The 19,637-nt window shown below is 60.4% G+C and carries 18 protein-coding genes, 1 tRNA gene and 1 pseudogene; 11 read left to right on the top strand and 9 right to left on the bottom strand.

The window, feature by feature from the left end:
- Positions 1-5 precede the first annotated feature (5 nt).
- The 5 genes from LHAB_RS01845 (at position 6) to LHAB_RS01825 (ending at position 3,504) form a co-directional block, all read left to right on the top strand.
- Complete coding sequence (locus tag LHAB_RS01845; protein ID WP_194943047.1) at positions 6-1,415, top strand: cytochrome b; 1,410 nt, start codon at positions 6-8, stop codon at positions 1,413-1,415.
- Positions 1,416-1,435: 20 nt separating this feature from the next.
- Positions 1,436-2,200 (top strand): cytochrome c1, encoded by a 765-nt coding sequence (locus tag LHAB_RS01840; RefSeq protein WP_090043662.1) that lies wholly within the window; start codon positions 1,436-1,438, stop codon positions 2,198-2,200.
- 91 nt (positions 2,201-2,291) lie between these two features.
- Entirely contained in the window at positions 2,292-2,903 is a 612-nt protein-coding gene (locus LHAB_RS01835) for a glutathione S-transferase N-terminal domain-containing protein (RefSeq protein ID WP_053171731.1), read from the top strand.
- 17 nt (positions 2,904-2,920) lie between these two features.
- Positions 2,921-3,370 carry a ClpXP protease specificity-enhancing factor gene (locus LHAB_RS01830; RefSeq protein ID WP_090043661.1) on the top strand — a complete coding sequence of 150 codons (450 nt, stop codon included), beginning with the start codon at positions 2,921-2,923 and terminating at the stop codon, positions 3,368-3,370.
- Positions 3,371-3,428: 58 nt separating this feature from the next.
- Positions 3,429-3,504, top strand: a tRNA-Thr gene (locus LHAB_RS01825).
- Between the two features lie 83 nt (positions 3,505-3,587).
- On the opposite strand, the gene LHAB_RS01820 is transcribed toward LHAB_RS01825, so the two are convergent.
- Positions 3,588-3,896 carry a DciA family protein gene (locus LHAB_RS01820; protein ID WP_090043845.1) on the bottom strand — a complete coding sequence of 103 codons (309 nt, stop codon included), beginning with the start codon at positions 3,894-3,896 and terminating at the stop codon, positions 3,588-3,590.
- 225 nt (positions 3,897-4,121) lie between these two features.
- On the opposite strand from LHAB_RS01820, the gene secA reads away from it, so the two are divergent.
- From secA to LHAB_RS01800, 4 genes are all read left to right on the top strand, one after another.
- Complete coding sequence (gene secA, locus LHAB_RS01815) at positions 4,122-6,869, top strand: preprotein translocase subunit SecA (RefSeq protein ID WP_090043660.1); 2,748 nt, start codon at positions 4,122-4,124, stop codon at positions 6,867-6,869.
- A gap of 83 nt (positions 6,870-6,952) precedes the next feature.
- Entirely contained in the window at positions 6,953-8,182 is a 1,230-nt protein-coding gene (argJ, locus tag LHAB_RS01810; protein WP_090043659.1) for a bifunctional glutamate N-acetyltransferase/amino-acid acetyltransferase ArgJ, read from the top strand.
- Entirely contained in the window at positions 8,179-9,069 is an 891-nt protein-coding gene (locus tag LHAB_RS01805; RefSeq protein ID WP_090043658.1) for an ATP-binding protein, read from the top strand. Before argJ ends, LHAB_RS01805 begins: the two co-directional genes overlap by 4 nt.
- On the top strand, positions 9,066-9,548 hold the full coding sequence (locus tag LHAB_RS01800) for an NUDIX domain-containing protein (RefSeq protein ID WP_090043657.1): 483 nt from the start codon (positions 9,066-9,068) through the stop codon (positions 9,546-9,548). The genes LHAB_RS01805 and LHAB_RS01800 overlap by 4 nt, the downstream gene beginning before the upstream one ends.
- Positions 9,549-9,570: 22 nt before the next feature.
- On the opposite strand, the gene LHAB_RS01795 is transcribed toward LHAB_RS01800, so the two are convergent.
- From LHAB_RS01795 to LHAB_RS01770, 6 genes and pseudogenes are all read right to left on the bottom strand, one after another.
- Positions 9,571-9,786: a DNA gyrase inhibitor YacG gene (locus LHAB_RS01795; protein WP_090043656.1), complete on the bottom strand. Its 216-nt coding sequence runs from the start codon at positions 9,784-9,786 to the stop codon at positions 9,571-9,573.
- Positions 9,783-10,538 (bottom strand): cell division protein ZapD, encoded by a 756-nt coding sequence (gene zapD, locus LHAB_RS01790; RefSeq protein ID WP_090043655.1) that lies wholly within the window; start codon positions 10,536-10,538, stop codon positions 9,783-9,785. The genes LHAB_RS01795 and zapD overlap by 4 nt, the downstream gene beginning before the upstream one ends.
- Before the next feature lie 22 nt (positions 10,539-10,560).
- A complete protein-coding gene (gene coaE / locus LHAB_RS01785) occupies positions 10,561-11,178 on the bottom strand; it encodes a dephospho-CoA kinase (protein ID WP_090043654.1) in 618 nt (205 codons plus the stop codon).
- A 4-nt stretch (positions 11,179-11,182) separates the two neighbouring features.
- Positions 11,183-12,016: a prepilin peptidase gene (locus LHAB_RS01780; protein WP_090043653.1), complete on the bottom strand. Its 834-nt coding sequence runs from the start codon at positions 12,014-12,016 to the stop codon at positions 11,183-11,185.
- 1 nt (position 12,017) lies between these two features.
- A complete protein-coding gene (locus LHAB_RS01775; RefSeq protein ID WP_090043652.1) occupies positions 12,018-13,214 on the bottom strand; it encodes a type II secretion system F family protein in 1,197 nt (398 codons plus the stop codon).
- Positions 13,211-14,398, bottom strand: a pseudogene (locus LHAB_RS01770) (GspE/PulE family protein); the annotation flags it as partial. The pseudogene LHAB_RS01770 and the gene LHAB_RS01775, both read right to left, overlap by 4 nt.
- Before the next feature lie 341 nt (positions 14,399-14,739).
- Between LHAB_RS01770 and LHAB_RS01765 the strand changes: the two are divergent.
- Positions 14,740-15,528 (top strand): hypothetical protein, encoded by a 789-nt coding sequence (locus LHAB_RS01765; RefSeq protein ID WP_090043650.1) that lies wholly within the window; start codon positions 14,740-14,742, stop codon positions 15,526-15,528.
- A gap of 59 nt (positions 15,529-15,587) precedes the next feature.
- On the opposite strand, the gene LHAB_RS01760 is transcribed toward LHAB_RS01765, so the two are convergent.
- The gene (locus tag LHAB_RS01760) at positions 15,588-16,748 is read right to left on the bottom strand and encodes an ABC transporter ATP-binding protein (protein WP_090043649.1); all 1,161 of its coding nucleotides are present in this window, start codon (positions 16,746-16,748) and stop codon (positions 15,588-15,590) included.
- 47 nt (positions 16,749-16,795) lie between these two features.
- Between LHAB_RS01760 and LHAB_RS01755 the strand changes: the two genes are divergently transcribed.
- The gene (locus tag LHAB_RS01755; RefSeq protein WP_090043648.1) at positions 16,796-18,430 is read left to right on the top strand and encodes an ABC transporter permease; all 1,635 of its coding nucleotides are present in this window, start codon (positions 16,796-16,798) and stop codon (positions 18,428-18,430) included.
- A gap of 38 nt (positions 18,431-18,468) precedes the next feature.
- Here the strand turns inward: LHAB_RS01755 and LHAB_RS01750 are convergent, their stop codons facing one another.
- The gene (locus LHAB_RS01750) at positions 18,469-19,404 is read right to left on the bottom strand and encodes an ion transporter (RefSeq protein ID WP_090043647.1); all 936 of its coding nucleotides are present in this window, start codon (positions 19,402-19,404) and stop codon (positions 18,469-18,471) included.
- Positions 19,405-19,637 lie beyond the last annotated feature (233 nt).

Genomic DNA, 19,637 nt, shown 5'->3' with positions numbered 1-19,637 from the left:
ACAACATGGCTCAATTCAAAGAAATCTCACCCAACGCGCCAGCTGGCGAAAAGCTCCTCAATTGGGTTGACAACCGGTTTCCGTTGTCCAAGCTTTACAAAGACCATTTGTCCGAATACTACGCATCCAAAAATTTGAATTTTTGGTATGTGTTCGGTGCTCTGTCGCTCTTGGTCCTCGTGATCCAAATCGTGACCGGTATTTTCTTGGTCATGCATTACAAGCCAGATGCCGCTTTGGCCTTCGCTTCGGTGGAGTACATCATGCGTGATGTGCCTTGGGGCTGGTTGATCCGCTACATGCACTCCACTGGCGCATCCGCCTTCTTTGTGGTGGTCTACCTGCACATGTTCCGTGGCTTGATCTACGGCAGCTACCGCAAGCCACGCGAGCTGGTCTGGATCTTCGGTTGCGCCATTTTCCTGTGCCTGATGGCCGAAGCCTTCATGGGTTACCTGCTGCCTTGGGGCCAGATGTCCTACTGGGGTGCTCAGGTGATCGTGAACTTGTTCTCGGCCATTCCTTTCGTGGGCCCTGATTTGGCTTTGCTGATCCGTGGCGACTTCGTGGTGGGCGATGCCACCCTGAACCGTTTCTTCAGCTTCCACGTCATTGCCGTGCCTTTGGTGCTCTTGGGCTTGGTGGTTGCCCACATCATTGCTTTGCACGAAGTGGGCTCCAACAACCCCGACGGTGTGGAGATCAAGGCACCCGATGCGCCCAAAGACGCACGTGGCAACCCATTGGACGGCATTCCTTTCCACCCTTACTACACCGTACACGACATCTTCTCGGTCAGCATCTTCTTGATGGCTTTTACCGCGGTGGTGTTCTTCGCGCCTGAGTTCGGCGGCTATTTCTTGGAGTACAACAACTTCATTCCGGCCGACCCCTTGACCACGCCCTTGCACATTGCCCCCGTGTGGTACTTCACGCCGTATTACTCCATGCTGCGCGCCATCACCAGCGAGATGATGTATGTGTTGATCGCTTGCGTGCTGGTGGGCGCCGTGCTGGCTGTGGCCAAAGGCAAACTGCCCACACTGCTCAAAGGTGCGGTCATTGGCGCTGCGGTGGTGATCTCTGCCCTGATGTTGGCCATTGATGCCAAGTTCTGGGGTGTGGTGGTCATGGGCGGTGCTGTGATCATCATGTTCTTCTTGCCATGGCTGGATTACAGCCCCGTCAAGTCCATCCGCTACCGTCCTGACTGGCACAAGTACATGTATGCCGTGTTCGTGATCAATTTCTTGATCTTGGGCTATTTGGGTGTACAGCCACCCTCACCCATTGGTGAGCGTGTGTCGCAAGTCGGTTCCCTGTTTTATTTCGGCTTCTTCCTGTTGATGCCTTGGTGGAGCAAGCTCGGTACGCCCAAGCCCGTTCCTGACCGCGTGACCTTCACGCCTCACTGAGATCACGGAGATTCAAGAACATGAAAAACCTCAAGAAACTCGCACTGGGCTTTGTGATGGCCCTCGGTCTGATGGCCGGTGCCCATGCCGCTGGTGGCGGTATCGCCTGGGACAAAGCGCCCAAGAAAACCAACGATCTGGCCGCCTTGCAAAACGGCGCCAAGTTGTTCGTCAACTACTGCCTGAACTGCCACTCCGCGGCTTTCATGCGTTACAACCGCCTCAAAGACATCGGTTTGACCGAGCAACAGATCAAGGACAACTTGCTGTTTGCCACTGAAAAAGTGGGCGACACCATGAAAGCCACGATCGACCCGGTCCAGGCCAAAGACTGGTTCGGCAAGAACCCTCCTGATTTGACCCTGATGGCCCGTTCGCGTTCAGGCCACGGTGGCACGGGTGCGGATTACCTCTACACCTACCTGCGCACTTACTACCGCGACGAGACCAAGCCCACGGGCTGGAACAACCTGGCCATGCCCAACGTGGGCATGCCCAACCCCCTGTGGGAGTTGCAAGGTGAGCGCGAACCGGTTTACACAGAAAAAGAAGAGCATGGCCATAAAGTCCAAATCTTCTCGGGCTGGAAACAAGTCAAGCCTGGCACCATGACCCCCTTGCAGTACGACCAAGCGATTGGCGATCTGGTGGGTTACATGCAGTGGATGGCCGAGCCAGCCCAAAACACCCGCGTTCGCATCGGTGTTTGGGTTCTGATTTTCTTGACCTTCTTCACCTTCATCGCTTGGCGTCTGAACGCTGCGTATTGGAAAGACGTCAAGTAATTGATCTTTCACCCGGCTTTGGGGCCGGGTCTTGTGGAGTGGAAGGCCTTGGGGCCTTCCACTCTTTTTGATTTTTTGAGGAGCCTCCACCATGATGGTGCTTTATTCCGGAACCACTTGCCCTTTTTCCCACCGTTGCCGTTTTGTGCTGTTCGAAAAAGGCATGGATTTCGAAATCCGTGACGTGGACCTCTACAACAAGCCCGAAGACATCAATGTGATGAACCCTTACGGGCAGGTGCCGATTCTGGTCGAGCGCGACCTGATCCTGTACGAGTCGAACATCATCAACGAGTACATCGACGAGCGCTTTCCTCATCCCCAGCTGATGCCCGGTGACCCGGTCGACCGCGCCCGTGTGCGCCTGTTCTTGCTCAATTTCGAAAAAGAACTGTTCACCCATGTGCTGACGCTGGAAAACCGAGCCCTCAAAGGCAACGACAAAGCACTGGAGAAAGCCCGCGCCCACATCCGCGACCGCTTGACCCAATTGGCACCTGTCTTCCTGAAGAACAAGTTCATGCTGGGTGACAACTTCTCCATGCTGGACGTGGCCATCGCCCCTCTGCTGTGGCGTCTCGACTATTACGGCATTGAGCTGAGCAAGAACGCAGCACCTTTGCTCAAATACGCTGAACGCATCTTCTCGCGCCCTGCCTACATCGAAGCCCTGACGCCTTCTGAGAAGGTCATGCGCAAGTAAATTCGGGGAAGTCCACCATGATCAGCAGCACCGAACTGCCCTCCACGCGCCCCTACCTGATTCGGGCCCTGTACGACTGGTGCTCCGACAACGGTTTCACGCCTTACGTGGCTGTCAAGGTGGACCCCTCTGTGCAGGTGCCGCGTGAATACGTGCAAGGCGGTGAGATCGTGCTCAACGTCAGCATGGATGCCACCAGTTCGCTCAAGCTGGGCAATGAATTCATCGAGTTCAAAGCCCGCTTTGGCGGCAAGCCGCGCGACATTATGGTACCCATTCACCGCGTCATGGCCATTTATGCCCGTGAGAACGGGCAAGGCATGGCGTTCCCTGTGAGTGACGAAGACGCAGGTTCTGCGCCCACGTTGACCGCTGTGAACGTGCAGGAAGCGACCGATGGTGAGAGCGAAGAGCCCACCCCACCCCAGCCCAGCCCCACGCGCCCTGCCTTGAAACGGGTCAAGTGAAAAAATTAACGCGACCCAGTCCGGAGACCGACCGGGATCACGTTAGAATCTACCCCGTGCCGCTTTAGCTCAGTTGGTAGAGCACCCGCCTTGTAAGCGGTAGGTCGTCAGTTCGAATCCGACAAGCGGCACCAAAAAACAGAAAAGGCCCTGATCCACGATCAGGGCCTTTTTTCATGGTGCCATATGCTGGCACAACACCCGCAAATCGGCCCGATCAAGGCACCCGGTTTTGAACCTTGATGCGGATCGATGTGACGCCGAGGCCCTTGATCGACAAATGCGCCTGCAAAGCTGGCAGGAGCTGTCGCATTTTGGCGGCCACCGCGTTGGAGCTGACCAACAGGCACCAGCAGCCGTCTTCGAGGGGGCCGGCCTGCACGCTGGCCCGCAAAGGCGCAGGCAACAAGCCGCGAATCGCTTGCAAACGTGCAGACGACTCACGCACCAGATCGGCCAAACGTGCAAACGTGGGGGACTCTTGCGCGGCTTGCTGCAGGGGGATGGCTTGGTGTCGTCTTTGCATGGTGGAGGTGGAACGAGTCATTATCCGGCAGCCGGCAAGGCTGGGTTCGGAATGCGGAAAACGGGCTTGGCCAGAGGCTAAAATCATCGGGTTGCGCTGACCTCCGTGGGGGCCAGCCGGGGGCATGGGGGTGAAACCCGCAGGCCTGGTTTGTTTTGAACCCTTTTACTAGACAGGATAGACGGTCTGTTTCTCAGCCTTGGGCTGAAGGTGGATCTTGTAGACATGGCCATCCCATTCCTCACCAAAATTTTCGGCAGCCGCAACGACCGCCTGCTCAAGCAATACCGCAAAACAGTGGAGCGTATCAACGCCCTGGAGGCCGGGCTGGAGTCACTGAGCGACGATGCGCTGCGTGACAAGACCCAGAGCTTTCGTGACAGATTTGCGGCAGGTGAAACCCTCGACGCCCTGATGCCCGAAGCTTTTGCCGTGGTGCGTGAGGGCTCCAAGCGCGTCATGAAGATGCGGCACTTTGATGTGCAGATGGCTGGCGGCATTGCATTGCACAACGGCAAGATTGCCGAAATGCGCACGGGCGAGGGCAAAACCTTGACCTCCACGCTGCCTGCCTACCTCAATGCCATCGCGGGCAAGGGCGTGCATGTGGTGACTGTGAACGATTACCTGGCCAGCCGCGACGCCCGCTGGATGGGCAAGCTGTTCAACTTTCTGGGCTTGTCGGTGGGCATCAACCTGGCCCAAATGTCCCGCGAAGAAAAGCAAGCCGCTTACAACTCGGACATCACCTACGGCACGAACAACGAGTACGGTTTTGATTACCTGCGCGACAACATGGTCTACGAAGCCCGTGACCGCGTCCAGCGCCCCCTGAATTACGCCATCATCGACGAGGTCGACTCGATCCTGATTGACGAGGCCCGAACACCGCTGATCATCAGCGGTCAGGCCGAAGACCATACAGCCACCTACCTGTCGATGAAGCAGGTGGTGCCTTTGCTCACCCGCCAGGAAGGCGAGGCCGACCCGCGCACAGGCGAGGGCATCATCTCGCCGGGCGACTTCACGGTGGATGAAAAATCACACCAGGTCTTTTTGACCGAAGACGGCCATGAAAAAGCCGAAGCTGTGCTGGCCCAGATGGGCCTGATCCCGGAAGGCGCGAGCCTCTACGATCCGGCCAACATCACGCTGATGCACCACCTGAACGCCGCATTGCGTGCGCAACACCTCTACCACCGTGACCAGCACTACGTGGTGCAAGAAGGTGACATTGTCATCGTCGACGAGTTCACCGGGCGTTTGATGACAGGACGGCGTTGGAGCGATGGCTTGCACCAGGCCGTCGAGGCCAAAGAAGGCGTGCAGATCCAGGCCGAAAACCAGACCCTCGCCTCCATCACGTTCCAGAACTATTTCCGCTTGTACAACAAGATGGGCGGCATGACCGGTACGGCCGATACCGAGGCCTATGAATTCCAGGAAATCTATGGCCTAGAGACCGTGGTCGTTCCGCCGCACCGCAAGAGCCAACGTGAAGACCAGCTCGACCGCGTGTACAAGACGTCCCAGGAGCGCTACACGGCCGCGATTGCCGACATCCGTGAATGCCATGAACGTGGCCAGCCGGTGTTGGTGGGCACCACTTCGATTGAAAACTCGGAGTTGATTGCCCAGTTGTTGATGCAGGAAAAACTGCCACACCAGGTGCTCAACGCCAAGCAACACGCCCGTGAGGCGGACATCGTGGCCCAGGCCGGACGTCCCGGCATGATCACCATTGCCACCAACATGGCCGGCCGCGGCACCGACATTGTGCTCGGTGGCAACATCGAAAAAGACATCCAGGCAGTGGAAGCCGACGAAGCACTGTCCGAAGCGGCACGTCAAGCCCGTGTGAATGAATTGCGCGAGCAATGGAAAGTCGTGCACGAGCAGGTCAAGGCCTTGGGTGGTTTGCGCATCATCGCCACCGAACGCCACGAGTCGCGTCGGATCGACAACCAGCTGCGCGGCCGATCCGGGCGCCAGGGTGACCCCGGCTCATCGCGTTTTTATTTGAGCCTGGACGATCCGCTGATGCGCATCTTTGCGGGTGACCGCGTGCGCTCCATCATGGACCGCCTGAAAATGCCCGAGGGCGAAGCCATCGAGGCGGGTATTGTCACGCGCAGCATCGAAAGCGCCCAGCGCAAGGTGGAGTCGCGCAACTTCGACATCCGCAAGCAACTGCTCGAATACGACGACGTGTCCAACGACCAGCGCAAGGTGATTTACCAGCAGCGCAATGACATTCTGGATGCCGACGACTTGAACGGTCAGATCACCGCCTTGCGCGAAGGCTGTTTCACCGATCTGGTGCGCCAATACGTGCCTGCCGAGACGGTCGAAGAGCAGTGGGACCTGCCCAGCTTGGAAAAGGTGCTGACCGACGAGTGGTTGCTCACGCTCAATTTGCAGGACAAGGTACAGGCTTCCAGCGCCATCACCGACGAAGACATTCTCGAGATGGTGGTGGCTGCTGCCAACGCCCATTTCCAAGCCAAGCTCGACAACGTGGGTGCTGACAATTTCACCTCGTTTGAGCGCATGATTTTGCTGCAAAGCATCGACACACACTGGCGTGAACACCTGAGCGCTTTGGACTACCTGCGCCAAGGAATTCACTTGCGTGGCTATGCGCAAAAGCAGCCCAAGCAAGAATACAAACGCGAAGCTTTCGAGTTGTTTGGACAGTTGCTCGACGCCGTCAAGAACGAAGTCACCAAGACATTGATGACTGTGCGCATCGACTCGGGCGAACAGATCGAGCAGGCCGCCCAGGACATCGAAGAGCGTGCGGAGCAGATCAGCAACGTGACCTACAGCGCCCCTGACGAGTCCGGTCAGCCCCAAACCGTGTCCGCGGACATGGCCGGCATGCCACCGGCTTTTGGCCCTGTGGGCCGCAATGAACCTTGCCCCTGCGGCAGTGGCAAAAAATACAAGCACTGCCACGGCAAACTGGCTTGATGGCAGCGCATCAACAAAACGGGCTTCGGCCCGTTTTGTCTGTGAGCCCACTGAAATACCCTGTGTTTTCCTGAAGGATGTTTATGCCCGTGAATTTGCCCCCAATGGACCCTGCACAACTGAGCCCCATCGCGGGCGTGCGCGTGGGCATCGCCCAAGCGGGTGTGCGCAAAGCCAACCGCAAAGACCTCACCGTGTTTTTGTTGGACGAAGGCGCCAGCGTCGCGGGTGTGTTCACAAGCAACCGCTTTTGCGCGGCCCCTGTGCAGGTCTGCCGTGAGCACCTGGCCGCAAGCAGCGCCGTTCGGGCTTTGGTCATCAACACGGGCAACGCCAACGCCGGCACGGGCGCACCGGGCCTGGCCCATGCTCGGCAAACCTGCGAGGCCTTGGCCAACTTGCTGCACTGCAGCCCCGCACAAGTGCTGCCGTTTTCGACCGGCGTGATCATGGAGCCTCTGCCTGTGGACCGTATCGTGGCGGGCTTGCCAGCTGCCTTGGCCGACGCGCAAGCCGACCACTGGGCCACGGCGGCCGAAGGCATCATGACCACCGACACCGTGCCCAAAGCCGCCAGCGTGCAGGTGCAAGTGGGCGGCAAAACGGTCAGCATCACTGGCATCAGCAAGGGCGCAGGCATGATTCGCCCCAATATGGCGACCATGCTGGGCTTTGTGGCCACCGACGCGTGTGTCGACCCAGCCTTGCTGCCTGCTTTGGCCAAACAGTTGGCCGATGGGTCTTTTAACCGCATCACCATCGACGGCGACACATCGACCAACGACTCCTTCATGCTGATCGCCACGCACCAGGCCGGTCACGCGCCCATCACCGCGCTGGACACCGCGGATGGCCAAGCCCTGCTGAAAGGCTTGATGCAAGTGGCTCGCCAGCTGGCCCATGCCATCGTGCGTGACGGGGAGGGTGCGACCAAGTTCATCACGGTGCAGGTTGAAGGCGGCCGCACGGGCGAGGAATGCCGTCAGGTGGCCTATGCCATCGCGCATTCGCCCTTGGTCAAAACCGCTTTTTTTGCCAGCGACCCCAATCTCGGCCGCATTCTGGCCGCTGTGGGTTATGCCGGGATTGACGACCTGGACCAGGGCCTGATTGAGCTGCATCTGGACGATGTGCATGTAGTCTCGCAGGGTGGCCGCCGCGCCGAATACCGCGAAGAAGATGGTCAGCGTGTCATGAAAGGCAGTGAGATCACCGTGCGCGTGGGCCTAGGCCGCGGCAACGCCAGCGACACCGTGTGGACCTGCGACCTCAGCCACGATTACGTCACCATCAACGCGGACTACCGTTCATGAACTCTCCTGCTCCTTCAGCCCTGGACCAACTGCTGGCCAAAGTCAGCCAGCTGGTGGACCGCATCGAATCGGTCTTGCCCCAACCCCTGTCGGCCCCCGACTGGACGCAGGCCATTGCCTGGCGCTACCGCAAGCGCTCATCGGGCCACGGCGTGCTGGAGCCGGTGCGCCACGTGGCGGCCATGACCTTGGCCGACCTCAAGGAAATCGACGACCAAAAGGAAAAGCTGCAGCGCAACACCGAGCAGTTTGTGCATGGCCATCCGGCCAACAACGTGCTGCTCACGGGCGCACGCGGCACCGGGAAATCTTCGCTCATCAAGGCCTGCCTGAACACCTATGCGCCTAAGGGTCTGCGCTTGATAGAAGTGGACAAAGAGGACCTCACCGACCTGCCCGACATCATCGAAGTGGTGGCGGGTCGGCCCGAGAAGTTCGTGGTCTATTGCGACGACCTGAGCTTTGAAGACGGCGAGCCGGGCTACAAAGCGCTCAAGTCCATTTTGGACGGCACGGTGGCGGCCTCGACCCCGAATGTGCTGGTGTACGCCACCAGCAACCGCCGGCACCTGCTGCCCGAGTACATGAGCGAGAACCTCACCTACAAACACACCGAAGATGGTGAAGTGCATCCGGGCGAAGGCGTGGAAGAAAAAATCTCCCTGTCTGAGCGCTTTGGCCTGTGGATCAGTTTCTACCCCTTCTCGCAAGACGAGTACCTGACCATCGCAGGCCAGTGGCTCAGCGCTTTGGGGGCCACGCCCGCTCAAATCGAGGCCGCACGCCCTGACGCGCTGCTCTGGGCTTTGGAGCGCGGCTCGCGCAGTGGCCGTGTGGCTTACCAGTTTGCCCGCGACATGATGGGCCGCCAATCGGACCGCGCATGAGCGCAAACTTGCTGGTCGCCGATGGCGAGCGCGAGCGGCAAGACCTGACTGCAGGCCAGGCTGAGCGCGCCGTGGTGGATGTGGCGGTGGGTGTGCTGATGCAAGCCGATGGCCAGTTTTTGCTGACTTCGCGCCCCGAGGGCAAGGTGTATGCAGGCTACTGGGAATTCCCGGGCGGGAAACTCGAGGCCGGCGAGTCGGTTGAGCAGGCACTGCGCCGGGAGCTGCAAGAAGAGCTGGGCATCACCATCGGGCAAGCGCAGGTGTGGAAAACCCAGATGGTCGATTACCCCCATGCGCTGGTGCGACTGCACTTTTGCAAGGTGTGGGACTGGCAGGGTGAGTTGCAAATGCGCGAAGCGCAATCACACGCTTGGCAGACCTTGCCTGTGGCCGTGGTGCCTGTGCTGCCGGGTACCATCCCTGTGTTGACTTGGTTGGCCGAAGAGCGTCAGTTCACACAGGCCACGCACGCCTGAGTCTCGAAAGGTTCCGGGACCCTCACTGCAAACGTGGATCGCCAAAGGGCTCGTCGGGAGGGGTGTCGTCGGGCAGTTTGAATTCTTCGCTGGCCCAGGCCCCCAAGTCCACCCCCTTGCAGCGGGCGCTGCAAAACGGGCGATAAGGGTTGTGGGCGCTGTAAAGGCTGGTGCCTGCGCAAGCAGGGCAGCGCACCTTGCGGGGCTCGAATTCCTGAGTTTGCTTCGAGCCGCTCATGCGCACAAAGTCATCTCGAAGGGCACGTCATCGGTGGTGGCCACCAATTTGCCATCGTGGTGTTGGCGCATCATGCGGATCACCACCAGCAAGCGGTTACAACTGATCTCAGGGGTAATGCCCATGGCCGGGTCCAATGTCAGGCGCAGCAACTGAAAAGTGCGCCCTTGGGGCAGGTTTTGTTGCAGCTGACCGGCTGTGGCCATGACCTTCTGGCTGCTGCCAGATTCGCGCAGCATTTGCAGCAGCAACTTGACGGCTTGGGCCAAAGGGCCAAAAGGCGCGACCCATTGCGACAGATCTTGCGCGCGGCTGGCGGCGTCGTGGTGCTGCCAGGCATGGTAGGCGGGCAAATCGAATTCGCAAGTACCGCCTGGGATCACGGCGCGGCTGCGCAAGGCCATCAGGAAGTCGTTGTCGTTCAGGCTTTGGCCGATCTTGCCGCTGATCTGGTTGAGCGCTTCAAAGTGATCGTCGAGCTGGGCGATCAGGCCATCCAAGGCTTTTTCCGAGATGGCCGGGTTGCCACGGTAGCCGTTGTAGAGCTGCTTTTGGCGTTCCAGGTCTTTGAGCACATCGGATTTGAGTTCAGAACGCGAGGCCACCTCGATGATCTCGAACAAGGTGGTCAGTGCGAAATGGTGGTCCAAAGCCTGCGTACGACCCATCAATTGGCCCAGGCGGTTGAACAGTTGCTGCAGCCGCAGGTAAGTGCGGATGCGTTCGTTAAAAGGGTATTCGTACAGTATCACGCGGCTTTTTCCAGTGCCGACATCATAGCCCGAAGTCAGCAGCCACTTGGGCTGCTTGGGCCTCCAATTCGACCAGACTCAGGCCTTGGTTGAAGATCACCACATCGGCGCAAGCCAGTCGCTGTGGGCGCGTCGCTTGCAGGGCCACGATGCGGTCAATCTCTTCGGCAGCCAGCCCGCTGCGGGCCATGACCCGTTGGCGCTGGGTGTCGGGGTCGCAGTCCACCACCACCACCCGGTCCATCTGCTTGCGCCAGCGTTCACCTGACTCCACCAGCAAGGGCACATCGAACACCAGCACGCGGTGACCGCTTTGCATGGCCGCCTGGGCCTGTTCAGCCGTGATCTGGCCAACCAGGGGGTGGACGATGGCTTCGAGCTGCTTTTTGGCTTCGGGATTCTGGAAAACGGTCTTGCGCATGGCCTCTCGGTCCATCGCGCCCTGGGCGTCGATCATGTCCGGCCCAAAGGCTTGGACAATGGGGGCGATTGCCCGGCCGCCAGGCGCGGTCAGGCTGCGTGAAATCGCGTCGGCATCGATCACGGCGGCGCCCCGTGCGGCCAGCATGCCGGACACGGTACTTTTGCCGCTGCCGATGCCGCCCGTCAAGCCAATGCGCCAAACTCTGAAGGTGTTCATGGTGTCAAACGGTCAAGCCGGGCAGGGGGCCAAAGGCCATGACCCAAAGACCTGCCAAGGCCAAAAAAGGACCAAAAGGAATATAGCCGTCTTCGGACATGCGTTGGCGCAGGCGCAAGATCAACCCGCCCACCACGCCCGTGATCGAGGCGATCAAGACCAGAGACAGCAAAGCGGGCCAACCCAGCCAGGCGCCCAAGGCGGCCAGCAGTTTGAAGTCGCCTTGACCCATGCCTTCTTTGCCCGTCAAGCCCTTGAACACCCAAAACACCGCCCACAACAACAAATAACCTGCCACAGCCCCCCACAAGGCCGTGCCCAGACCGACATGGCTCAGCCCCAGGCTGGCCGCGAGTAAACCAGACCACACCAAAGGCTGGGTGATGGCGTCCGGCAGCAAGGTGGTGTCGGCGTCAATGGCGGCCAGGCAGATCAAGGCGGCTGCAAAACCTGCCCAGGCCAGGGCGCTGAAGCTGGCGCCGTGCTGGGCAAAACTCCAGACAAAAACGCCCGCTGTCAGCAGTTCGATGGCCGGATAACGCCAGCCAATGGCGGTGTGGCATTGGCTGCACCGGCCTTGGAGGCCCAGATAGCTGAGGACGGGTATTTTTTCCATCCAGCGCAGCACATGACCGCATTGGGGGCAATGGGAACCGGGGACGGCGATGTTGTACGGGCGACCTGCGGGGGCCTTTGCAGCGGATTCGGCATCGGCGCTGGCAGCTGCCCATTGCGCCTCCAGCATGCGGGGCAAGCGGTGAATGACCACATTCAGAAAGCTGCCCACCACCAGGCCCAACAGCGCCACTGCGCCCCACAGGAATCCATCGGCGACCATCTCAGAACACCTGACCCAAACGAAAAATTGGCAAATACATGGCCACGAGAATACCGCCAATCAGACCGCCCAGCACGACAATGATCAAGGGTTCGAGCAAACTCGACAAACCGTTGAGCCGGTCATCGACTTCGGTTTCCATCAAACCCCCTGCACGCGCCAGCAAGTGGTCCATCGCCCCGGTTTCTTCGCCTGTCGCGCACAGCTGCACGATCATGTCCGGAAAGCGGCCACTGCGGGCCATGCCTTCACTCAGCCGGCTGCCCTGCACCACTTGCCTTTGCACCTGTGCCGTCACACGTGCATAGACGGTGTGGTTGCAGGCCTGTGCCACGGGACCCAGTGCCTCGCTCAGGGGCACGCCTGCCGCCAGCAAGGCCGACAGGGTTTGCGCCCAGCGGGCGACCACCGCCGTGCCGATCAATGGCCCGAGCAGTGGCAACTTGAGCAACCAACGGTCGCGCAAGCCTTGGATCTTGCTTGGGGCACTTTGTGGGCGCTGCCAAAACCACAGACCCAGCAACAGACCCAAGGCCGCCAGAGGGCCTGCTGCGCTCAGGCCTTCACTCAGTGCCACCACCATTTGGGTGGCCCAAGGCAAATCGGCCCCGAAGGACTGGAAGACCTCTTCGAACACCGGCACCACGAAAACCAAAATCAGCACCAGCACCGCGATGGCCACCGCCATGACCACGCTGGGGTACATCAGGGCCGAGCGCACGCGTGAGCGCAGGGCCTCGTTTTTCTCCAGCGTGTGCGCCAAGCGCTCCACCATGGTGTCCAGAATGCCAGCGGCCTCGCCCGCTTGCACCATGCTGGTGTACAGCCCCGAAAAGTGGCTCGGGTGTCGGGCCAAAGCTTCGTGCAAAGCCATGCCAGTCGCCACATCGTCGCGCACCGTTTGCATCACCTCCATCAGGGCCACGGCGTTCAGACTGCGCAAGAGCATCTCCAGGGCTTGCAACAAGGGCACGCCCGCACGCAGCAGAGCGGCCAGTTGCCGTGTCATCAACGACAGGTCGGCGGGTCGCACGCGGGCAGGTCTTTCCAACCACAGGCGCTGCAGCCGCACGTGCTGAACGCCTTGTCGGCGCAGTTGCGCGCGGGCCAAGCCGGCCCCTTGGGCCTGCAGTCGCCCTTGCACCGAGCGGCCCAGGGCATCGCGTCCCTGCCAAGCGAAAACAGGGGATTTGCTCATGAGCCGTCCCGCGTGTTGGCCACCACCTCGTCCAGCGAGGTGATGCCTTGCAAGACCTTGCGTAACCCTGCTGCCCGAAGGCTGACCACGCCCTCGCGCTGGGCCTGCTGGGCCAACATCTGGTTGCCGGCTTCTTGCAGGATCAGGGCCTGCATGTCGGCGCTCACGGGCATGACCTGAAAAATTCCGGTGCGCCCTGAAAACCCTTTGTGGCAATGCGCACAGCCTACGGGCTGCCAGACGTCTACCCTATCGGCGCTCAGCCAAGCGCTGGGCATGCCCGCTTGCACCAAGACTCCAGCAGGCAATTTCACTGGTGCCTTGCACAGTGCGCACAGACAGCGCACCAGGCGTTGCGCCGTGATCAGGCTGACGCTGGCCGCCATGTTGTAGGGGGCGACGCCCATGTTGCGCAGGCGCACCAGCGTGCCGGGGGCGTCGTTGGTGTGCAAGGTTGACAGCACGAGATGGCCCGTCTGTGCCGCCTGAACGGCGATGTTGGCCGTCTCCAGATCGCGCACCTCGCCCACCATCAAGACATCTGGGTCTTGCCGCAGAAAAGCCCGCAAGGCGATGGCAAAGGTCAGACCGGGCTTGTCTTGAACATTCACCTGGTTGATGCCCTGCAACTGGATCTCGCAGGGGTCTTCTACCGTGGCGATGTTCACTTCCGGGGTGTTGAGCCGGTTCAGGCAGGCGTACAGCGACTGGGTCTTGCCCGAGCCGGTTGGTCCGGTCACCAGCACCATGCCATGCGGGCGTTGAATGGCTTCTACCAATCGGGCCAGGTCTTCTGGCTCGTAGCCCAAGCGGGTCAAATCCAATGGGGCCTGCGCGGCGTCCAGCACCCGGACGACCAACTTTTCGCCAAACAAGGTGGGCAATGTGCTGATGCGCAAGTCCAGTTCCCGACCGTTGGCCAATTGCAGCTTCATGCGGCCGTCTTGTGGCAGGCGTTTTTCGGCGATGTCCAGCCGCGACAGCACCTTGATGCGCGAAGCCAGCCGGTCTTTCAGCGCGATGGCCGGGGCGGCCACTTCACGCAACTCGCCGTCGATGCGCATGCGCACCCGGTAATGGTGCTCATAGGGTTCAAAGTGCAAATCCGAGGCCTTCAGTGCAACCGCTTGTTCCAGCAGTTGCTGCACCAACTGCACCACCGGCGCGTCGTCGACGGCAGCCGATGTGGGCCGGTTGTGGGTGTTGACCAGTGTTGCCATGAATGAGTTGTTTGGTATTCATTAAGTGGTGCATCATGGTCTGAGTGCACGATTTTGTAAACCGGCAATGTTTGCAGTGCAGTCCACATCAGAAATGAAACAGCCAAGATTGATCATTAGATGGACAATTGTTGACAGATTTTTCAATTTCCTCGGCTAGGATGTCGTATGAAACGCTCAGGACTCATTGCGCTTTTGTGCTGCTTGCCTGTTTGGGCTGACCACTACAGCCCCATCATGGTTTGGCAAACCGTGCCCTTCATCAAGAGGCTTACGGCACGACGACTCAGGAAAATCACAAGAACTTGAGCCAGCAACTGATCCAACTGATCAACGCGGGTGCAGACCCTGCGCAGTTGGTGGAATTGCTCAACGCGCTGGACCGGAACACCCAAATCAACCGAGAGAGGGCCAGCGCAGGCAAAGGGATGGATGTGCTGCTGGAGGGGAGTCTGAAAGCCTCATTGGATGCCCAATACACCAAGCTCCAACCACGCCAACGCAACATCACGTTCTTCAATCCGGCCCCCATTTATGCATTGGCCCGTGATTTGCGCGATCAAAAACGCCAGGGTTACTTGGATGCCAGCATGTTGGGCAAACTCAATGCCATGGCCTGGGGTACTTACTCTTATGCGCCGACATGCAAGGGCGATCTGGTCGTGACCCTGCACATTCAGGTCAGTACGGGGCGAACTTACAGCTACCAAGCCAAGGGCAGACCCGACCAAGTCATGCGTGCGATCGGCGGGCAGTTGTTTGTAGAATTCCAGCACACCCAGTTCCCCTCCAAAGTCAAGATGGGCCAACAGACACTGGAGCTGGTCGGAGCGCCGGGCGTGCCGATCAGTCACACCCGCAGTGCCGCGGCCGCAGAGCGGACTTGCCAGAGCATTCAGGCGCGCTTGCCGACAGCCGAAGAATACGAGTTCATGTCCAATCTGGGCGATTGGAACCAGGGCGTGCGAACCGGTGGGCGCGTTTGGGCTTTGGCCAAGCAAATGGTGCTGGCCCCAGACTTGCCCAATCCTTCTCCCATTCGCCCTGAAAGCGAAGTCCGCTCAAACGAGCTTTATTACTACTGCGTTCGGTGATGGTGCAGGGCTTTTCGCGGTCTGGGCCATCGCTTTGCACAAGGCCAGCGGGTTCTTGATCACACAAACTTGACTGGCTGGTACTGCGGGTCGGTGTGTTCACAGGCCTCGGCTTTGGCGCAAGGCATCTGGCACAGTTCGCGGTCGTTCACCGGGCAGGCGCGGTTGAAGGTGACCACGTGGTCCACCTCGGCGCGGATACCGATCCACTCGCCCAGCTTGTGGTCGTGGTGGCTGGGCACGTGGGCCATGAGCAGATCGCCGCTGGCCAGGCGCAAGGTGTACAAAAACTCCGAGCCCCGAAAAGCCTTGCGGATGATCTGCGCCTTCACTGGGGCATCGTCGTCGTGCACGATGTCGTCGGCCCGCAGCAGCACATCGCATTGGCCGCCTTCAAAAGCACAGGGCAGGGGGCATTCAGCCACATCGCGCAGCTCGCCCACCGGGGTGCTGACCAGAATGTGTCCGTCCACCTCGCGCAGCGTGGCAGGCGTGAAAACGCCGTGGCCAATGAAGTCCGCCACAAATCGGGTGGCCGGGCGGTGGTAGAGGCTGTAGGCGTCGTCCCACTGGTGCAGTTGACCTTCGTTCATCACGCCGATCACGTCGCCAATGGCAAAGGCTTCGAGCTGGTCGTGCGTGACCAGCAGCGCGGTGGCCTTGGCGGCCTTGAGGATGTTGCGCACCTCGTGGGCCAGGCGCTCGCGCAGGTCGATGTCCAGATTGGAAAACGGCTCGTCCAGCAGCAGCAGGTCGGGTTGGGGTGCCAGCGCCCGAGCCAAGGCCACGCGTTGCTGCTGGCCGCCCGAGAGTTCGTGTGGGAAGCGCTTTTCTGCGCCCTCCAGCCCCACCAGTTGAAGCACTTCGGTCACGCGGGCCTGCCGTTCTGTTGAGGTCAGGTGTGCCAGCCCAAAGCCCACGTTGCGGCCCACATCCATGTGCGGAAACAGCGCATAGTCCTGAAACACCATGCCAATGCGCCGGCGCTCGGCCGGTTCGGTGTGTCCTTTGTCGCTGACCACCCGGCTGGACAGCAAAATCTGACCACCTGTGACCGGCTCCAGACCTGCCACCGCCCGCAGCAAGGTGGTTTTGCCGCAGCCCGAGGGGCCGATCAGCACGCCAACGTCGCCCGAGCGCAGCCCAAGGTTCACCCCCTGCACCGCAGGCGTAGAGCTGCCGGGGTACTGGATGTCGAGTTGGCGCAGTTCTAGAAACATGCTCGGGATTGTAGGCAGGTTGTTGTGCGCTCCTACAATCCAAGACTATGCTGACCTCCTTGGCCCGCCGTTTTTCGGGCCTACCTTCCTTGCTCTTCGCTTTGCTGGCGCTGGCTTTGGCCTTGCCGGTTTTGGCTGTGCTCGGCTCGTGGCTGCAGTGGAGCGGCGAGAGCGCCAGCATCTTGCGCGAGATGGCGGCCACCGTGCTGCCCGATTACGCGCTGACCACGCTGGGCTTGTGCCTGATGGTGGCGGTCGGTGTGACGGTGTTGGGCCTGGCCACGGCGGCGCTGGTCACACTGTTTGATTTTCCGGGGCGCGGCGTTTTTGAGTGGCTGCTGCTCTTGCCGCTGGCCATGCCGGCCTATGTGGTGGCCTACGCCTACACCGACTTTTTGCAATTCAGCGGACCGCTGCAGGTGGCTTTGCGCGAGGCGCTGGGTTGGCAGGGGCGTTTGTGGCCCGATGTGCGCAGCGTCTGGGGGGCGGCACTGGTGTTCACCTTGTCGCTCTACCCTTATGTGTATTTGCTGGCCCGTACCGCTTTGGTGGAGCGGGCTTCGGGTCTGATGGAGGCAGCCCGCCTGTTAGGGGCACCTTTGTCCCGCCGCATCCGCGAAATTGCCTTGCCGCTGGCCCGCCCGGCCGTGGCGGCGGGTGTGGCGCTGGCTCTGATGGAAACCTTGGCCGACTTCGGTGTGTCCAGCTACTTCGGCATCCAGACCTTCACGGCGGGCATCTACAAAGCCTGGCTGTCCATGGACAACCGCATCGCTGCGGCCCAACTGGCCACGGTGCTGCTGGCCGTGGTGGTGGTTTTGCTGCAACTGGAGCAACGCGCCCAAAAACGCATGCGCTTCAACCAGGGTCGCGGCTCGCGCCAGGGCTCGGCCGAAGCGCAGCCCTTGCAGTTGCATGGCACGCGCCGCTTTTTGGCGTGGACAGTCTGCAGCGTGCCCGTGCTGCTGGGCTTTGTGCTGCCAGTGCTCATCATGCTGCGGGCTTTTGTGGGCGAGACCAGCGAGATGCCTTGGGAGCGTTTTGGCCAGTGGGCCTGGACCAGCTTGCGCCTTGGCGCGGTCACGGCGGTGCTGGCTGTGGGGGTGGCGTTGGCGCTGGCCTTTGGCGTGCGCACCCGGGCTGACCGGATCAGCCAAGGGGCCGTTCAATTGGTGGGCTTGGGTTATGCCATCCCCGGCGCCGTGGTGGTGGTCGGTCTGCTTTTACCCGTGGGATGGATTCAACAGACGTGGCCGGCGTCTTCGGCGGGCGCTTGGATCACGGCCACGTCTTTGGGTTTGGTTTGGGCTTACCTGGTGCGTTTTTGCGCGGTGGCTTTGCAGTCGGTGCAAAGCGGCTATGCCCGTATTCCTGGCAGTCTGGACGATTCGGCCCGCATGCTGGGCGTGACCGGCTGGGGCCTGATGCGCCGCGTGCACGCGCCTTTGTTGCAACGCACCACCATCGCCGCCGCCTTGCTGGTGTTTGTGGACGTGATGAAGGAGTTGCCCGCCACCATGGTGCTGCGTCCCTTCAACAGCGACACGTTGGCTGTGGTGGCCTATCAGCTCGCACGCGACGAGCGCCTGGGCGAGGCCGCGCTGCCCTCGCTGGCGCTGGTGCTGGTGGGTTTGATTCCGGTGATTTTGCTCAGCCGGACTTTGCGCCAACCCGCTCCTTGATCACTTGGGCAGCGCTCGTCTTGGGGCGCTTTGGTCTTTCAGTCCCGAGCGCCCATCCGTGATTTTTCTTCCAGGATTTGCCGCACGATCGCCTGAGCGTGCTCTTCGGTGATGCCCAATTCCCGGCGCAGGTGCTCAATGGTTCGCTTTTCGAGGCTGTCCACCAGGCCGTCTTTGAGCAGTTCTTCCACCTCGGTGGCGAACTCCAGCTCGTGCGTGCGCACCCGTGAGGCAAAGGCCGAAGCCACAATGCCAGTCAGCAATGCGACCGTGAACACCCCCGACAAGGCTGTGAACGCCCCGACCACTTTGCCCCAAAGCGAGATGGGCGTGACATCGCCGTAGCCCACCGTGGTGATGGTCACAATGGACCACCACATGGCATCCGGGATCGTGCCCATTTTGTCCGGCTGCAAGTCGTGCTCGGCGTAATACATGAGGCAAGCGGTGATCAAGATCGACAGCGCCAGCAGGTAAAGCGCCGAGATGAAGGCGGCACGCTCGGCGTAGATGGCGGCCATCAGGTCTTCCAGCGCCGAGGAGTAGTGCGACAACTTCAAGATGCGCAGGACGCGGATAACGCGCAAAAACCGCAGGTCCAGGCCTGGCAACAAGGCCTGAAGGAAAAAAGGCAAGATGGCCAGAAGATCGATCAGGCCATGAAAGCTCAGGACGTAGCGCAGGCGTCGGCGGTGGTCGCTGAGATGCGTTGAGGGCTTCCTTTCGGCGGCCGTCCAGATTCTCAGAAGGTATTCCACACTGAAAAACACAATCGACGCGGCGTCAAATATGGCCAAACTTTGTCCATATTGCGCTTCGATGGCGGGCACCGACTCCAGGATCACGGCCATGACGCTGCACAACACCATCAGGGTCAGCACCCAAGAAAACACCCCGGCCGCTTTGGGGTCCTTGTGGCTGTGGCCTTCAAGGATCAGGAACAGACGACGTCGGAGTGGGTGATGTGCGTTCATCCGCCCATCTTATTCAAGAACGCCGAGGCCTTTTCATACCCGCCTGGGCAGGCCTGGCTGCTTATCTGTATTTCTGCATAAGCAAAGAACAAATCAATGGTTGGAAACTGCGCCAAAATCGGCAAAAATGGCAAAGCTTGATGGCTGCAAGGTCTCCCCGCCCCGGCTGTCACTGTCGCTCTGGGCTGGCCCCGCGGCCTTTTGAAGGACAATCGTGCGGCATTTGAGACATT

The organism is Limnohabitans sp. 2KL-27 (assembly GCF_001269345.1).
Lineage (GTDB): Bacteria > Pseudomonadota > Gammaproteobacteria > Burkholderiales > Burkholderiaceae_C > Limnohabitans_A.
Note: the sequence above shows the minus strand (reverse complement) of the source record. Positions and strands in the feature narration are given on the sequence as shown.